Below are 14,245 nucleotides of genomic sequence, written 5' to 3' on the forward strand. Positions count from 1 at the left end.
GGTCAGTCCCGCGCCGGCGCCGCGACCTCGATGTCGAGACCGAGGTCGAGTGCGCGGGCGGAGTGCGTGAGCGCCCCGACGGAGACGACGTCGACCCCGGTGGCGGCGATGGCCGCGACGGTGTCGAGGGAGACCCCGCCGGACGCCTCGACGAGCGCCCGACCGGCGACGATGCCGACCCCGGCCACGAGCTCGTCGGGCGTGAAGTTGTCGAGCATGATCGTGTCGACCCCGGCAGCCACGACGCGTTCGACCTGGTCGAGGCGGTCCACCTCGACCTCGACGTGCACCGTGTGCCCGAGTCGCTCGCGGGCCTGCCGGAGGGCGTCGCCGATCTCGGTGCCCCCGGCCAGCAGCACCGCGAGGTGGTTGTCCTTGGCGAGCACGGCGTCGGACAGCGAGGTGCGGTGGTTGTGGCCACCGCCGCACCGGACGGCGTACCGCTCGAGCGCGCGGAGTCCGGGCGTCGTCTTCCGGGTGTCGACGATCCGCGCGAACGTGCCGGCCGCGGCGGCGACGTACGCTGCGGTGGTCGTCGCGATGCCGGACATCCGCTGCACGAGGTTGAGGGCGACCCGTTCGGCGCGGAGCACGGCGCGCGCCGGACCGGTGACGGTCGCCAGGACGTCCCCCGCGGCGAAGGCGCTGCCGTCGGCGACGTGCACGACGGCGTCGATCGAGGGGTCGACGGCGTGCATGACGGCGACGAAGACCCCGCCACCGCTCAGGACGCCGGGCTCGCGGGCGCCGAGGGTCGCGGTCGCGGTCGCCTCGGCGGGGATGAGCGTCTCGCTCGTGACGTCACCCCAGGGTGCGTCCTCCTCGAGCGCGGTCTCGATCACGCGGCGCAGGGCGTGCGGCGGGACGGTGCCGGGGTCGGTGGTCATGCGGGTACCTCCTGCTGGACGGCGACGGGGACGGGGACGGGGGCGGCCTCGGCGACCCAGGCGTACGAGGCCGGGGCGGTCGGGTCGGTGTCGGGGTGGTCGGTGCGGGCGTGTGCGCCACGGGACTCGGTGCGGGTCTCGGCGGCGCGGGCGACGAGTCGGGCGAGGTCGAGCAGCGCGCGGTCCTCGTGCTCGCGCACGCCGCCGCCGGTCGCCGCGGTGAGCGCGTCGAGGTCGCGTCGCGCGCTCGCCAGCCCGGCGGCGTCGCGGAGCAGTCCGACCCGGTCCGTCATGACGGACTGCACCGCCTGTCGGAGGTCGGCGGTCCCGTCACGGTGATCCGGGCCTCCCGAGCGGTCCGGACCGGGCCCACTCCTGCCGGTGCCGGCGCGCTGCGGAGCCTGCGGAGGCGCGTGACGGCCGACCAGGTGGGGAGCGGCGCGACCCGTGTCGGCCGCTCGGGGCACGGTGGTGACGTGGAGACCGGCGTCGCCGCGCAGGCGGAGCAGGCCGGGTCGCGGCCCGGCGACCGCGTCCGCCGCGCGGACCGCGAAGACGAGTCCTTCGAGCAGGGAGTTCGAGGCGAGTCGGTTCGCGCCGTGCACGCCGGTGCAGGCCGCCTCGCCGACCGCGAGCAGTCCGGGCAGGCTCGTCCGGCCCTCGGCGTCGGTGGCGATGCCGCCCATCGCGTAGTGGGCCGCCGGGGACACCGGCACGCCCTGTCGGGTCCAGTCGAAGCCGGCCGCACGGGTGGCCCGGGTCAGCCCGGGGAAGCGTCCGGTCAGGAAGTCGGCGCCGAGTGCGGTGGCGTCGAGGAGCACGGGTGCGCCGCCCTGGTCGCGCACCGCGGCGGCGATCCCCCGGGCGACGACGTCGCGCGGGGCGAGTTCGGCGTCCGGGTGCACGTCGGTCATGAAGCGGTGGCCGGAGGCGTCGCGGAGCACGGCACCCTCGCCGCGGACGGCCTCGGACACCAACCCGCCACCGGGCACGGCGAGTCGCGTCGGGTGGAACTGCACGAACTCGAGGTCGGCGACGACGGCGCCCGCCCGCCAGGCCGCGGCGACGCCGTCGCCCGTCGCGACGAGCGGATTCGTCGTCTCGCGGTACAGGTGCCCCGCTCCCCCGGAGGCGATGACGACGGTGTCGGCGTCGATCCGCCGCGGGTCGCCGAGCAGGTCGAGGACGTCGACGCCGACGACCGCACCACCGCGGACGACGAGGTCGGTCAGGCTCGTGCGCTCGAGGATCGTCACGTGTCGGCGGTGCAGCGCGTCGATCAGGGTCCGTTCGACGGCGGCGCCCGTCGCGTCGCCGTCGGCGTGCAGCACCCGCCAGCGACCGTGCGCGGCCTCGCGACCGCGGGCGAGGTCGTCGCCGTACCGGTCGAGGGTCGCCGGGTCCGACGAGCGGTCGAAGGGCACCCCGAGGGCGAGCAGGTCGCGGACCCGGGCCGGGCCGTCGGTGCAGAGGACCTCGACGGCGCGGGCGTCGGCGCTGCCGGCCGCCGCGACGTGCGTGTCGGCCTGGTGCAGCGCCGACGTGTCGTCGGCGCCGAGCGCGACCGCGATGCCGCCCTGGGCGTACGCGGTGGCGCCGTCGGCGAGCGCCCCCTTCGTCACGAGCGTGACGTCGTGGGCGGTGCTCGCGCGGATCGCGGCGGTCAGACCGGCGATGCCGGACCCGACGACGACGACGTGCACGGTCGGTCCCCCGCCCGTCAGACCCGCGGCTTCGCCGCGAGCATCCGCTCGAGCGCCACCTTGGCGTCGGCCTGCACGTCGGCGGGGACGACGATCTCGTTGAGGACCTCGCCGCGGACGAGTGCCTCGAGCACCCAGGCGAGGTAGCCCGGGTGGATCCGGTACATCGTCGAGCAGGGGCAGACGACCGGGTCGAGGCAGAAGATCGTGTGCTGCGGGTACTCGGCGGCGAGCCGGTTGACCATGTTGATCTCGGTGCCGATCGCGAACGTGGTCGGCTCGGTGGCCGCGGCGACGGTCTTCCGGATGAGGTCGGTGCTGCCGGCGTGGTCCGCGGCGTCGACGACCGCCATCGGGCACTCCGGGTGCACGATGACCTGCACGCCGGGGTGCTCGCGGCGGGCCTGGTCGATCTGGTCGACCGTGAACCGGCGGTGCACCGAGCAGAAGCCGTGCCACAGGATGACCTCGGCCTCGAGCAGGTCCCGCGCGGTGTTGCCGCCGCCCGGCAGCCGTGGGTTCCACATCGGCATGCGGTCGGTGCTGATGCCCATCGCCTTGGCGGTGTTGCGGCCGAGGTGCTGGTCGGGGAAGAACAGGACGCGCTGCCCGCGCTCGAAGGCCCACTCGAGCACCGTCGCGGCGTTCGACGAGGTGCACACGATGCCGCCGTTGCGGCCGCAGAAGGCCTTGAGGTCGGCGGCGGAGTTCATGTAGGTGACCGGGATCACCGGCACGCGGCCGTCGGCGTCGGGCTCGGTGCCGTAGACCGCGGTCAGCTCGGCCCACGCGGCCTCGACGCTGTCGATGTCGGCCATGTCGGCCATCGAGCAGCCGGCGGCGAGGTTCGGCAGGATGACCCGCTGGTCGTCCCGCGCCAGGATGTCGGCGGTCTCGGCCATGAAGTGCACGCCGCAGAACACGATGGCCTCGGCGTCGGGCTTCGTCAGCGCCGCGTTCGCGAGCTGGAACGAGTCGCCGAGGAAGTCCGCGTGCCGGACAACCTCGTCGCGCTGGTAGAAGTGCCCGAGGACGACGACCCGGTCGCCGAGCGTGGCCTTCGCCCGCTCGATGCGCTCGTGCAGCTCGTCGGTCGGAGCCGTCTTGTACTCGTCGGGCAGGACACCCTGGCGCGGGGCGCTCGTGGGGATGACGTCGGACATCGACGAGCCCGGGCCGTACCCGGGTCGGGCGTCGAAGTCCCAGGTCGGCAGGGCGAGGTCAGGCGTGCAGGTGCTGCCGCCGGCCTGGCCGTTGGAGATGCGTTCGATGGTCGTGGCGATGGACACGGGAGGGTTTCCTATCGGTTCCGCTGCTGGTGCTGATCGGCCCCGGTCTGCAGCGGGCCGTTGTCCGCGTAGGCCAGGTCGGGGTTCGAGCGGTACAGCCGGGCCGGACGGTGCCGGTCCCCGCTCGTGGTCTCGTCGGTCGGCAGGACCGCGTCGGTCTTCTCCACCTGTCGACGGAAGTTCGCGGGGTCGAGCGCTCGGCCGAGCACCGCCTCGTACACGCCGCGGAGCTCGGCGAGGGTGAACCGGTCGCCGAGGAACGCCTGCGCGATCCGCGAGTAGGACATCTTGTTGCGGAGCCGCCACAGGGCGTACTCGACGATGCGGTCGTGGTCGAACGCGAGCGGCGGGTGCTCGTCGGCCAGGAACCACCGGACGTTCCAGTCGTCGGGCACCGAGTTCGCCTCGTCCGGGTGCACGAGGGCCCAGTACACGATCGACACGACCCGCGACGGGGAGCGGTCGACGTCACCGAACGCGTAGAGCTGCTCGAGGTAGCGGGGCTGCACGTTCGTCGTCTCGCGGAGGCGGGCGGCAGCGGAGTCCTCGAGCCCCTCGTCCGGCTGCACCCAGCCGCCGGGCAGTGCCCACGACCCCTCGTACGGCTCGGCCACCCGGCGTACGAGCGGCATCCACAGTGCGGGAGCACCGGTGTCCGGGTGCGGCCGCAGCGCGACGATCACGGTCGAGACCGCGACGCGGATGCCTGCCTGCTCCATCGGACACCTTATGGTCAACATGACCCGAACTGTTCGGGTAGGTGTGACACTATCACCCGTCGTCACGAACCGGAAACACATCGTCACCGGGACGAAAACTCCCGGGGCCCGCGCACGCCTACGGTGAGCGGCATGGCAACGGTGACGAGGATGCACGCGGTCGTGTCGGGGACGGTCCAGGGGGTCGGCTTCCGGTGGTGGACCGCACGGAAGGCGGACGGGCTCGAGCTCGTCGGCTACGCACGGAACCTGTGGGACGGCACCGTCGAGGTCGAGGCCGAAGGCCCCTCGCCCGCGGTCGAGGCGCTCATGGGCTGGTTGCGGACCGGACCGCCGTCGGCGACCGTGACCGACGTCGCACTGCGGCCGGTCGTACCGCACGGCGACGCCGACGGGTTCGCGATCCTGCACTGAGCGGGTCGAGTCGGCACGGGAGCGGAATAATCGAATCCGTTCAGGCGGTTGCCCTGTCTGCGCGGTCCGCGCCCCCTCGTTCCCACCCCTCGTGATCCACCAGGAGCCCCCGCATGACCCAGGCCGTCGATTCCGCCCCGCGCACGGGGAGCGTCTCACCGCCGTCCGCTGCCGAGACCCGTCTGGTGATCGGGCTGCTGCTCGTCTCCGCGTTCGTGGTCATCCTCAACGAGACGATCATGGGCGTGGCGCTGCCGCGGCTGATGGACGACCTGCAGATCAGCGCGGCGACGGGCCAGTGGCTCACCACCGGCTTCCTGCTCACCATGGCGGTCGTCATCCCGATCACCGGGTTCCTGCTGCAGCGCTTCGACACCCGCCCGGTCTTCCTCGCGGCGATGGGCCTGTTCTCGGCCGGCACCCTGATCGCCCTGCTGGCCCCGGGCTTCTCCGTGCTGCTCGTCGGGCGCATCGTGCAGGCGAGCGGGACGGCGATCATGATGCCGCTGCTCATGACGACGGTGCTGACCCTCGTCGACCCGGCTCGCCGCGGTCGCATCATGGGCAACATCTCGATCGTCATCTCGGTGGCCCCGGCCATCGGCCCGACGATCTCCGGCCTCATCCTCAACGCGTTCTCGTGGCGCTGGCTGTTCGGCTTCGTGCTCCCCATCGCGCTCGCGGCCCTGGTGCTCGGCGCGTTCAAGGTGCAGAACGTCTCGACGCCGCGCAAGGCCCCGCTCGACGTCCTGTCCGTCGTGTTGTCGGCCTTCGCGTTCGGCGGCATCGTCTACGGCCTGTCGAGCATCGGCGAGTCGGGATCGACCGGCCTCGCCGTGCCGATCGGCGCGCTCGTCGTCGGTGTGGCGGCCCTCGTGGTGTTCGTCGTCCGACAGACGCGCCTGCAGCGCACCGACAGCGCCCTGCTCGACCTGCGCACGTTCCGCACCCGCGGGTTCACGGTGCCGATCGTCGCGATGGCACTGAGCTTCATGGCGATGTTCGGCACGCTCATCCTGCTGCCGATCTACCTGGAACGCGTCCTCGGTCTCGAGGTCCTCAACGTCGGCCTCCTGCTGCTCCCCGGCGGGCTGCTCATGGGCCTGCTCTCCCCCGTCGTCGGTCGCGTCTACGACCGGTACGGCCCGCGCGTCATGCTCATCCCGGGCTCGGTCATCGTCAGCGCGGTGCTCTGGGCACTCGCGACGGTCGGCACCGACACGAGCGTCTGGTTCGTCCTCGGCGCCCACGTCGTGCTGAGCATCGGCCTGGCCCTGACCTTCACGCCGCTGTTCACCGCGGCGCTCGGCGGCCTGCCGCCGAAGCTGTACTCGCACGGCAGCGCCGTGCTCGGCACCGCCCAGCAGCTCGCCGGCGCGGCCGGCACCGCACTGTTCGTCACGCTGCTCACGATCGGTGCTGCCACCGCGGCGACGGACGCCGGGGCCGATGCCGTGGCGAGCGCGACCGCCTCGGGCGTGCGGACGGCGTTCCTGGTCGGCGCGTTCATCTCGCTCGCCGGGATCGTGGCGTCGCTGTTCGTCCGGCGTCCGGAGGTCCCCGAGGGCGCACCGACGCCCCCGCCCGCGCACTGACGCCCACTGCCCCGCGGGGCCCGCTCCGGAGCCCGGAGCGGGCCCCGCGTGGCATGGTGGGCCCCATGCGGTCGACGTCGAGCGAACTGAACTGGTCCGGCACGGTCACCTACGGGGCCGAACGAGTGCTGCGACCGCGCTCCGTCGACGAGGCCGCCGAGATCGTCGCCGCGAACCGCCGCGTGCACGGGCTCGGCACGCGGCACTCGTTCAACGACGTCGCGGACGCGCCCGGCGTGCTGCTCGACCTGACCGGGATCCCGACGGACCTCGTCGTCGATCCGAACGCACGGACCGCCACCGTCGGCGCCGGCACCCGGTACGGGACGGTCGCTCCGGACATCGACCGCACCGGGTTCGCCCTGCACAACATGGGCTCGCTGCCGCACATCTCGGTCGGCGGCGCCACGGCCACGGGCACCCACGGGTCCGGGACGGCCCTCGGATCGCTGACGACGGCCGTCCGTGCGCTCGAGCTGCTCGGTCCGGACGGCACCCCGCGCACCGTCAGCCGCGGCGACCCGGGGTTCGACGGCGCGGTCCTGCACCTCGGGTTGACCGGCATCGTCACGCGGGTGACGCTCGATGTCGAGCCGTCCTGGCGGATGCGGCAGGACACCTACGGCCCGCTCCCCTGGCGGACCTTCCTGGACCACGTCGCCGAGGTCCACGCGGCCGGCACCTCGGTCTGCACGTACACGGTGTTCGGCGACGAGGTGCGCGAGGTCCTGGTGAAGACCCGGGTGCCGGCGGGCGCCGACGACGTCACGGTCCCCGACGAGCTGTTCGGCGCCCCGCGGCTGCCCGGCTCCCCCGGCGACGGCCACCACACCGCCCGCGACGGGTCCGTCGGACCGTGGTGGGACCGCCTGCCGCACTTCCCGATCGAGTCGGTGCCGAGCCACGGCTCCGAGGTGCAGAGCGAGCACTTCGTCCCGCTCCGGCACGCCGCCGCACTCGACGCACTGCGCGGGCTCGCCGACCGGATCCAGCCGCACCTGCACGTCTGCGAACTGCGGACGACGGCCGCCGACGACCTGTGGCTCAGCCCGACCCAGGGCGAGGACGTCCTGTGCATCGCGTTCACCTGGCAGAAGCACCCGGACGAGGTCGCGGCGCTCCTGCCCGACCTCGAGGCGCGGCTCGCGCCGTTCGACGGCCGGCCGCACTGGGGCAAGATGAGCTCGCTCGACCGCGACGCGGTCGCCGCGCTGTACCCGCGACTGCCGGAGTTCCGCGACCTCGTCGCGCGCGCCGACCCGGACCGGACGTTCGCATCCGCGTTCGGCGAGCGGGTGCTCGGGACCTGAACCGGGCCTCCCGGCCGCGCAGCCTGCTGGCCTGCGGAACGCGGGTTCCACGTCGGAGCCGTCCGGGAGGCCCGGTGCCGGTCCGCCAGGCCGGTCACCGCAGGCGGGTGACCACCTTCGCGTCCCCGTCCCAGTGGCGGAGACCGCCCACCGTGAGCACCTCGGGCAGGGGTGCGTCGGCCGTGAGGACCCGGAGCGCCGCGGGCAGGTCGACGTCGCGGATGCGACGGGCGAGGGTGACGTGCGGCGCCCAGCGGCCCGGCAGCGACGAGTCGGTCGATCCCGGAGCGGCGGCGTCGACCGCGCGGTGGAAGCGTGCGAGCGGCCCGTCGACGACCACACCGAGCCCGAGCACGTGCCGCCCGGGCCCGGCGGGGAAGAGCAGGACGCCGGCGACGCGCAGGGCCCCGGGCACCGGGGCGTCGAGGTCCGTCGGCACGGGCAGGGCCTCGCCCGCCACGAGGGTGACGTGCGGGTCGTTCGTGCCCGAGTGTCCGAGGCTCGGCAGCTCCGCGGCGACCAGGGTCTGCCAGAGCGCCCGGACGGCTGCGTCCGAGGGACCGTCGAGGACGAGTTCGATGCTGCGCACCCGTCCGAGTCTGCCCGGGCCGGCTGCGTGTAACACGGCGGAACGCAAGTCGCACCGCGCCCGTGGTCCGGCCACACTCGACTGCACGCCGCGGACCACCGCGGTGTCCCCGCAGCATCCCCCACGAGGAGCACCAGCATGTCCGCAGCACCCGTCCTGCCCGAGAAGCCGAAGGGCAAGCGCCCGATCGGCTGGATCGTCGCCGCAGCGGTCGTCGTCGTCGCGATCGTCGTCGCCGTCGTGGTCGCCGCCGTCCGTTCCGGGGGCGACGAGGGTGGCGCTGCTGCCGGCGACGCCGCCCCGGAGACCGTCACGATCGGTGTCGCGGACAAGTCGCTGTCCTACTGGAGCACGTACACGAAGCTCGCGAAGGAGAAGCTCAACGTCACCGTCGAGCTGACGAACTTCGCGGACTACTCGCTGCCGAACCCCGCGCTGAAGGACGGCCAGGTCGACCTCAACCAGTTCCAGCACATCCAGTACCTGGCGGACTACAACGTCACCTCGGACGACGACCTGCAGCCGATCGGCTCGACCGCCGTCTACCCGCTGCCGCTGTACTCGACGAAGTACGACGAGCCCTCCGACCTGCCCGCGAACGCGAAGGTCGCGATCCCGAACGACTCGATCAACCAGGCGCGCGCGCTGCTCATCCTGCAGGCAGCGGACCTCGTCACGCTGAAGGACGGCGGTTCGGCGTTCTCCACCACCGCGGACATCGAGACGAAGAAGGTCGACATCCAGCCGCTCGAGGCCTCGCAGACCGCGAACGCGCTGCAGCAGGGCTCCGTCGCCGCCGCCGTCGTGAACAACAACTTCGCGACCGCCGCGGGCCTGCCGATCTCGGACGCGATCTACCAGGACGACCCCTCGAGCGCGAGCGCCGCCCCGTACGTGAACGTCTTCGCCGCCCGCGACGAGGACAAGGACGACAAGACCTACCTCGCCCTGGCGGAGCTGTTCCAGGACGAGTCCGTGCAGAAGGCCTTCGCGAAGGACCTGCCCGAGGCCGTCTCCCGCGACGAGAGCGCCTCGGAGCTGCAGGCCGAGCTCGCGAAGGTCGAGCAGGACGCGAAGGCGGCCAAGCAGTAGTGCCGGTCCTCGTCGAACTCCGCGGCGTCTCGAAGCTCTACCGCCGCGCCGACACCGGCGAGACCGTGGTGGCCGTCGAGGACGTCTCCCTGGACGTGCACCAGGGAGAGGTCCTCGGCGTCATCGGGTACTCCGGTGCCGGCAAGTCCACCCTCGTCCGGCTGGTGAACGCCCTCGAGCTCCCCTCGTCGGGCTCGGTCACCGTCGCCGGGCAGGAGCTCACCGCCCTGCCGGAGCGAGACCGCCGACAGGCCCGCCGGAAGATCGGGATGATCTTCCAGCAGTTCAACCTGTTCCGGTCCCGCACCATCGCCGGCAACGTCGCGTACCCGCTCAAGGTCGCCGGTGTCCCGAAGGCCGAGCGCGACCGACGCGTCGCCGAACTGCTCGACTTCGTCGGGCTCCTCGACCGCGCCCACGCCTACCCGGAGCAGCTCTCCGGCGGGCAGAAGCAGCGCGTCGGCATCGCCCGGGCACTCGCGGCCTCGCCGGACCTGCTGCTCGCCGACGAGGCGACGAGCGCCCTCGACCCGGACACCACCTCCGAGGTCCTCGGGCTGCTCCGCCGCGTGAACCAGGAGCTCGGCGTCACCATCATCGTCATCACCCACGAGATGGACGCCGTCCGGCAGATCGCCGACCGGGTCGTCGTGATGGAACGGGGACGCGTCGTCGAGGTCGGGGACGTCTACGACGTCTTCTCATCGCCGCAGACGCCGGCGGCGCAGCGGTTCGTCCGCACCGCCCTGCACGACCGGCCCTCCGTCGACACGCTCACCCGCCTGCGCGAACGCCACCCGGGCCGCCTGGTGACGGTGCAGATCACCGACGAGGCCGGGCTGCAGAACCGCATCGACAGTGCTTTCCGGTCCGCCGGGGTCAGCGCCGAGCTCGTCTACGGCGGGGTCGGCGAGATCCGCGAGCGCCGGATCGGTTCGCTCACGTACGAGCTGACGGCCGACGAGCCGGCGGCCGTCGACCGGGCCGTCGCCGCCCTGCGCGCCGACGGGGTCACGACCGACGAGGAGGCAGCCGCGTGAACAACTCGTTCCAGAGCGTGATCGACACGTTCGACGTCTTCCTGGCGGCGACGCGCGACACCATCGTGATGTCGCTCGTGTCGCTCGTCATCGCCGGCGTCATCGGCCTGGCCCTCGGCCTGCTGCTCTACGCGACCCGGCCGGGCAACCTGCTCGGCAACCGCACCGCGTACACCGTCATCAACGTCGTCGTGAACCTGGTCCGGCCGATCCCGTTCGTGATCTTCCTCGCCGCGATCGCCCCGCTGTCGCGCGTCGTGGTGCAGACCACGATCGGCGTGCCCGCGGTGACGTTCGCGATCTCGCTGGCCGCGGCCTTCGCGGTGTCGCGCATCGTCGAGCAGAACCTGCTCGCGGTGGACCCCGGCGTCGTCGAGGCGGCTCGGGCATCGGGCGCGCACCCGGTCTCGATCCTGCTGACGGTGCTCATCCCCGAGGGCCTCGGCCCGCTCATCCTCGGCTACACGTTCATCTACATCGGCATCGTCGACATGACGGCGCAGGGTGCGTTGGTCGGCGGCGGCGGTCTCGGCGAGTACGCGATCACCTACGGCTCGCAGCGCTACGACTGGTGGATCGTCTACGTCTCGGTGGCGGCGATCGTCGTCATCGTGCAGCTCGGCCAGTTCGTCGGCAACCGTCTGGCCCGCGCGACCTTGCGGCGCTGACGCGGGCGCGCGGCCGGGCCGTGCGGCCAGGGCGGTGCAGCGGCCGGCGCGGGCGGCGCCGAGGTCGCGCGAAGTGCCGTTCCCGGCCCGGGCACGCGGCAGGAGATGCGACCTCGGCACACCACGTGCGGCATGTCCTGCTGCCTCGGCACCGAGGTCGTGCGGCCGGGTCGTGCGGCGCCGGGGCCGTACGGCGACGGGCCGGGCGGCGCCGGGCCGGGCGGCGCCGGGCCGGGCGGCGCCGGGCCGGGCGGCGCCGGGCCGGGCGGCGCCGAGGTCGCGCGAAGTGCCGTTCCCGGCCCGTGCAGGCGGCAAGAGGTGCGACCTCGGCACACCACGCGCGGCATGTCCTGCTGCCTCGGCCCACGCTCTGGACGCGACCGCCTGGAGGCCCGGTGCCGGTCCACGAGACCGGCACCGGGCCTCCTTTCCGACGCCGGGCGCGGGGCGCGAGCGCCCGAGATCGCACTTCGTCCCGCCTCCCGGAGCCGGTACCGGAACGGAGTGCGACCTCAGGGACGCCGGGCGCGGGGCGCGGCAGGCCGAGATCGCAGTCCGGCCCGCGTCCCAGGGCGGGAAACGGGCCGGAGTGCGATCTCAGGGGCGCCGGCGTCAGGCGGCCGGGGACTCGATCGTGACGACGGTGCCGGTCTCGCCGGGGTGCTCGTAGTGCGCGCGGACCAGGATCGGACGGTGGTCCGAGATGCCTGCGGGCAGGGTCTCGACCCCCGCGATGTGCAGGCCGACGCTCGTCGCGAAGTCGAAGTGGCCGGTGAACTTGCGGTAGCGCAGGTAGGTCGGCTGGTCGGAGAGCGACAGCGCGAAGCCGTGCTGCTCGATCTTGCGGCGCAGGTTCGTCTGGAACCACGGATAGTTGAAGTCGCCGACCATGACCGCGGGGACGTCCTTCGCCAGGTCGCGGAGGAACTGGTGCGCCGCCTCGATCTGCTTGCGGCGCAGGGAGTTCGTCGCGGTCAGCGGCGAGGCGTGGAACGACGCGACGACGACCTCGGCGTCGGCCTCGGTGTCGCGCAGGTGCATCGCGATGAGCCGCTCGTGCGCGGGGGCGAGCACCCGGTCGTGCAGGGACTTCTGCAGCGAGTGGATGCTGAAGTCCTGCACCTCGAAGCGGTCGTCGCGCTTGTAGATGGCCAGGCCGAGGCGGTTCGTCCGGGTGGACGCGGCGAGCGACAGGCCGCCGATGGACGGGGCCAGGTCGTTGCTGTCGCACTCCTGGACGCAGAGGACGTCGGCCTCGGAGGACTCGGCCAACGCGGCGAGCTCGCTGTTCGCGGTGTGCTCGCGCAGGTTGTAGCTGACGACACGGAGGGATGTCGGCTGCACGGGCTCGTCGGTTGCCGTCGTGCTCTGCTGATCTGGCGCGGCCATGCTGCCTTCCTGTCCGGGTGGTCCGGTCACCCTGCCGCGGCAACCGTACTCGGGGTCCACAAACAGTTGCTGAGACTGTAACGCCTGCCGGCGTCCCTCGGAGCGACCGCGTCGGAAACGGACACCGGCCGGTTCAGGCCCGGACGCGGCGTGCCGGGCGGACGGTCTCCCCCGCTGTACGACTCATCAGGACCCCCTCGGCGCATGCGACGGCGAGGAGCACGGCGATCACCCAGAAGGCGACGGCGTAGGGGCCGTCACCGCCGAGCCCGCCGGCGGCCCGGATGACGACGGCGGCGACCGCGACCCCGAAGCCGGCGGCGGTCTGCTGCAGCGTCGAGGACAGCGTGTTGGCGGGGGTCATGTCGGCCTGCTCGACGTCGGCGAAGGCGATCGTGTTGTACGCGGTGAACCCGACCGAGCGTGCGGCGCCGCTCACCACGAGCAGCACGGCGAGCAGCCAGAACGGGGTGTCCTCGGTCATGAACGCCATCGCGACGACGGTGAGGGCCGCGACGGCCGACGACACGATGATCACCGGCCGGTAGCCGAACCAGCGCAGGAACGGGGTGGTCATCGGCTTGATGCCGAGGTTGCCGACGAAGACCCAGAGCACCGCCGACCCGGCGAGCACGGCGCTCCACCCCCAGGCGTCCTGGAACAGCAGGGGCAGCACGAACGGCACCGCCGAGACGGCCAGGCGGAACAGGCTGCCGCCGGCGTGCGACACCCGGAAGGTCTCGAGCCGGAAGGCATCGAGCCCCATGATCGGGTGCGGCGCCCGACGGAAGTGGCGGATCGCGAACCAGGTGCACACGGCGCCGACGATCCCGGACACCACGACGGCGGCGACCGGGATCGTGTCGAGGGCGAGCAGCGACGCCATCACCACGAGCGAGCCGAGCCCGAAGCAGGCGAGCAGGGACCCGAACCAGTCGAACGGCACCCGCTGCGCCGTGCGTTCCTGCGGTACGAGCACGAGCGCCGCGACGAACGCGACGACGCCGAGCGGGATGTTGACGAGGAAGATCCAGTGCCACGACAGGGTGTCGACGAGCACGCCGCCGACGAACGGGGCGATGATCGGCGCGGCGAGGGCCGGCCAGGTGAGGATCGCGATCGCGGTCACGAGCTGCTCGCGTCCGGCGCTGCGGAGCACCACGAGCCGGCCGACGGGCACCATGAGCGCCCCACCGAGCCCCTGCAGGATCCGCCACAGGGTCAGGTCGACGAGCCCGGTCGACATCGCGCAGAGTGCCGAGGCGACGGTGAACAGGGCGATCGCGCCGGCGAACACCGTGCGGGACCCGACGCGGTCGGTCAGCCAACCGGAGACGGGGATGAACACCGCGAGCGTGACGAGGTACGCCGTGATGGCGACGCCGACCGCCGCGGAGTCGACCCCGAGGTCGCGCCCCATCGCCGGGGCGGCGGTCGCCAGGATCGTGCCGTCGAGGAGCTCCATGAAGAAGGTCCCCGCGACGAGCACGGCGACCGCCGTGCTGCCGGCCCGTCGCCGGCTGGGCGTCGATGTCGTCGTCGTCATGTCA

Annotated in this window: 13 protein-coding genes; 6 read left to right on the top strand and 7 right to left on the bottom strand. The window is 72.9% G+C overall.

Features of this window, described 5'->3' with window-relative positions; translation table 11 throughout:
- Positions 1 to 2: 2 nt before the first annotated feature.
- From nadC to DEI99_RS12350, 4 genes are read right to left on the bottom strand one after another with little or no spacing between them, the layout of a single operon-like run.
- Positions 3 to 887 (bottom strand): carboxylating nicotinate-nucleotide diphosphorylase, encoded by an 885-nt coding sequence (gene nadC, locus DEI99_RS12335; RefSeq protein ID WP_111042608.1) that lies wholly within the window; start codon positions 885 to 887, stop codon positions 3 to 5.
- Positions 884 to 2,590: an L-aspartate oxidase gene (locus DEI99_RS12340; protein WP_111042609.1), complete on the bottom strand. Its 1,707-nt coding sequence runs from the start codon at positions 2,588 to 2,590 to the stop codon at positions 884 to 886. Before DEI99_RS12340 ends, nadC begins: the two co-directional genes overlap by 4 nt.
- A gap of 17 nt (positions 2,591 to 2,607) precedes the next feature.
- Positions 2,608 to 3,879, bottom strand: coding sequence for a quinolinate synthase NadA (gene nadA, locus DEI99_RS12345; protein ID WP_111042610.1), 1,272 nt, complete (start codon positions 3,877 to 3,879; stop codon positions 2,608 to 2,610).
- Between the two features lie 11 nt (positions 3,880 to 3,890).
- The gene (locus tag DEI99_RS12350; protein ID WP_111042611.1) at positions 3,891 to 4,598 is read right to left on the bottom strand and encodes an NUDIX hydrolase; all 708 of its coding nucleotides are present in this window, start codon (positions 4,596 to 4,598) and stop codon (positions 3,891 to 3,893) included.
- Positions 4,599 to 4,730: 132 nt separating this feature from the next.
- On the opposite strand from DEI99_RS12350, the gene DEI99_RS12355 reads away from it, so the two are divergent.
- The 3 genes from DEI99_RS12355 to DEI99_RS12365 all read left to right on the top strand — a co-directional run bounded on the left by DEI99_RS12355 (position 4,731) and on the right by DEI99_RS12365 (position 7,917).
- Positions 4,731 to 5,012 carry an acylphosphatase gene (locus DEI99_RS12355; RefSeq protein ID WP_111042620.1) on the top strand — a complete coding sequence of 94 codons (282 nt, stop codon included), beginning with the start codon at positions 4,731 to 4,733 and terminating at the stop codon, positions 5,010 to 5,012.
- A 113-nt stretch (positions 5,013 to 5,125) separates the two neighbouring features.
- Positions 5,126 to 6,607: an MDR family MFS transporter gene (locus tag DEI99_RS12360; protein ID WP_111042612.1), complete on the top strand. Its 1,482-nt coding sequence runs from the start codon at positions 5,126 to 5,128 to the stop codon at positions 6,605 to 6,607.
- 65 nt (positions 6,608 to 6,672) lie between these two features.
- Positions 6,673 to 7,917 (top strand): FAD-binding protein, encoded by a 1,245-nt coding sequence (locus DEI99_RS12365; protein ID WP_111042613.1) that lies wholly within the window; start codon positions 6,673 to 6,675, stop codon positions 7,915 to 7,917.
- A 94-nt stretch (positions 7,918 to 8,011) separates the two neighbouring features.
- Here the strand turns inward: DEI99_RS12365 and DEI99_RS12370 are convergent, their stop codons facing one another.
- Positions 8,012 to 8,506, bottom strand: coding sequence for a 2'-5' RNA ligase family protein (locus DEI99_RS12370; RefSeq protein ID WP_071298046.1), 495 nt, complete (start codon positions 8,504 to 8,506; stop codon positions 8,012 to 8,014).
- A 138-nt stretch (positions 8,507 to 8,644) separates the two neighbouring features.
- Here DEI99_RS12370 and DEI99_RS12375 point away from each other — a divergent pair, with 138 nt between their 5' ends.
- The 3 genes from DEI99_RS12375 to DEI99_RS12385 are packed head-to-tail and all read left to right on the top strand — an operon-like array spanning position 8,645 to position 11,306.
- Positions 8,645 to 9,598: a MetQ/NlpA family ABC transporter substrate-binding protein gene (locus tag DEI99_RS12375; RefSeq protein WP_111042614.1), complete on the top strand. Its 954-nt coding sequence runs from the start codon at positions 8,645 to 8,647 to the stop codon at positions 9,596 to 9,598.
- On the top strand, positions 9,598 to 10,638 hold the full coding sequence (locus DEI99_RS12380) for a methionine ABC transporter ATP-binding protein (protein WP_111042615.1): 1,041 nt from the start codon (positions 9,598 to 9,600) through the stop codon (positions 10,636 to 10,638). Before DEI99_RS12375 ends, DEI99_RS12380 begins: the two co-directional genes overlap by 1 nt.
- Positions 10,635 to 11,306, top strand: coding sequence for a methionine ABC transporter permease (locus DEI99_RS12385; RefSeq protein WP_071261009.1), 672 nt, complete (start codon positions 10,635 to 10,637; stop codon positions 11,304 to 11,306). Before DEI99_RS12380 ends, DEI99_RS12385 begins: the two co-directional genes overlap by 4 nt.
- A gap of 612 nt (positions 11,307 to 11,918) precedes the next feature.
- Here the strand turns inward: DEI99_RS12385 and DEI99_RS12390 are convergent.
- Complete coding sequence (locus tag DEI99_RS12390) at positions 11,919 to 12,695, bottom strand: endonuclease/exonuclease/phosphatase family protein (protein WP_111042617.1); 777 nt, start codon at positions 12,693 to 12,695, stop codon at positions 11,919 to 11,921.
- A gap of 133 nt (positions 12,696 to 12,828) precedes the next feature.
- Positions 12,829 to 14,241 carry an MFS transporter gene (locus DEI99_RS12395; RefSeq protein WP_111042618.1) on the bottom strand — a complete coding sequence of 471 codons (1,413 nt, stop codon included), beginning with the start codon at positions 14,239 to 14,241 and terminating at the stop codon, positions 12,829 to 12,831.
- Positions 14,242 to 14,245 lie beyond the last annotated feature (4 nt).

The sequence above is a fragment of the Curtobacterium sp. MCLR17_036 genome (assembly GCF_003234445.2).
Classification (GTDB): Bacteria; Actinomycetota; Actinomycetes; order Actinomycetales; family Microbacteriaceae; genus Curtobacterium.

Excerpts from the sequence above, each read along its gene's own strand:
- nadC (WP_111042608.1), bottom strand. The coding sequence starts at position 887 with ATGACCACCGACCCCGGCACCGTCCCGCCGCACGCCCTGCGCCGCGTG.
- DEI99_RS12350 (WP_111042611.1), bottom strand. The coding sequence starts at position 4,598 with ATGGAGCAGGCAGGCATCCGCGTCGCGGTCTCGACCGTGATCGTCGCG.
- DEI99_RS12355 (WP_111042620.1), top strand. The coding sequence starts at position 4,731 with ATGGCAACGGTGACGAGGATGCACGCGGTCGTGTCGGGGACGGTCCAG.
- DEI99_RS12360 (WP_111042612.1), top strand. The coding sequence starts at position 5,126 with ATGACCCAGGCCGTCGATTCCGCCCCGCGCACGGGGAGCGTCTCACCG.
- DEI99_RS12365 (WP_111042613.1), top strand. The coding sequence starts at position 6,673 with ATGCGGTCGACGTCGAGCGAACTGAACTGGTCCGGCACGGTCACCTAC.
- DEI99_RS12375 (WP_111042614.1), top strand. The coding sequence starts at position 8,645 with ATGTCCGCAGCACCCGTCCTGCCCGAGAAGCCGAAGGGCAAGCGCCCG.
- DEI99_RS12390 (WP_111042617.1), bottom strand. The coding sequence starts at position 12,695 with ATGGCCGCGCCAGATCAGCAGAGCACGACGGCAACCGACGAGCCCGTG.
- DEI99_RS12395 (WP_111042618.1), bottom strand. The coding sequence starts at position 14,241 with ATGACGACGACGACATCGACGCCCAGCCGGCGACGGGCCGGCAGCACG.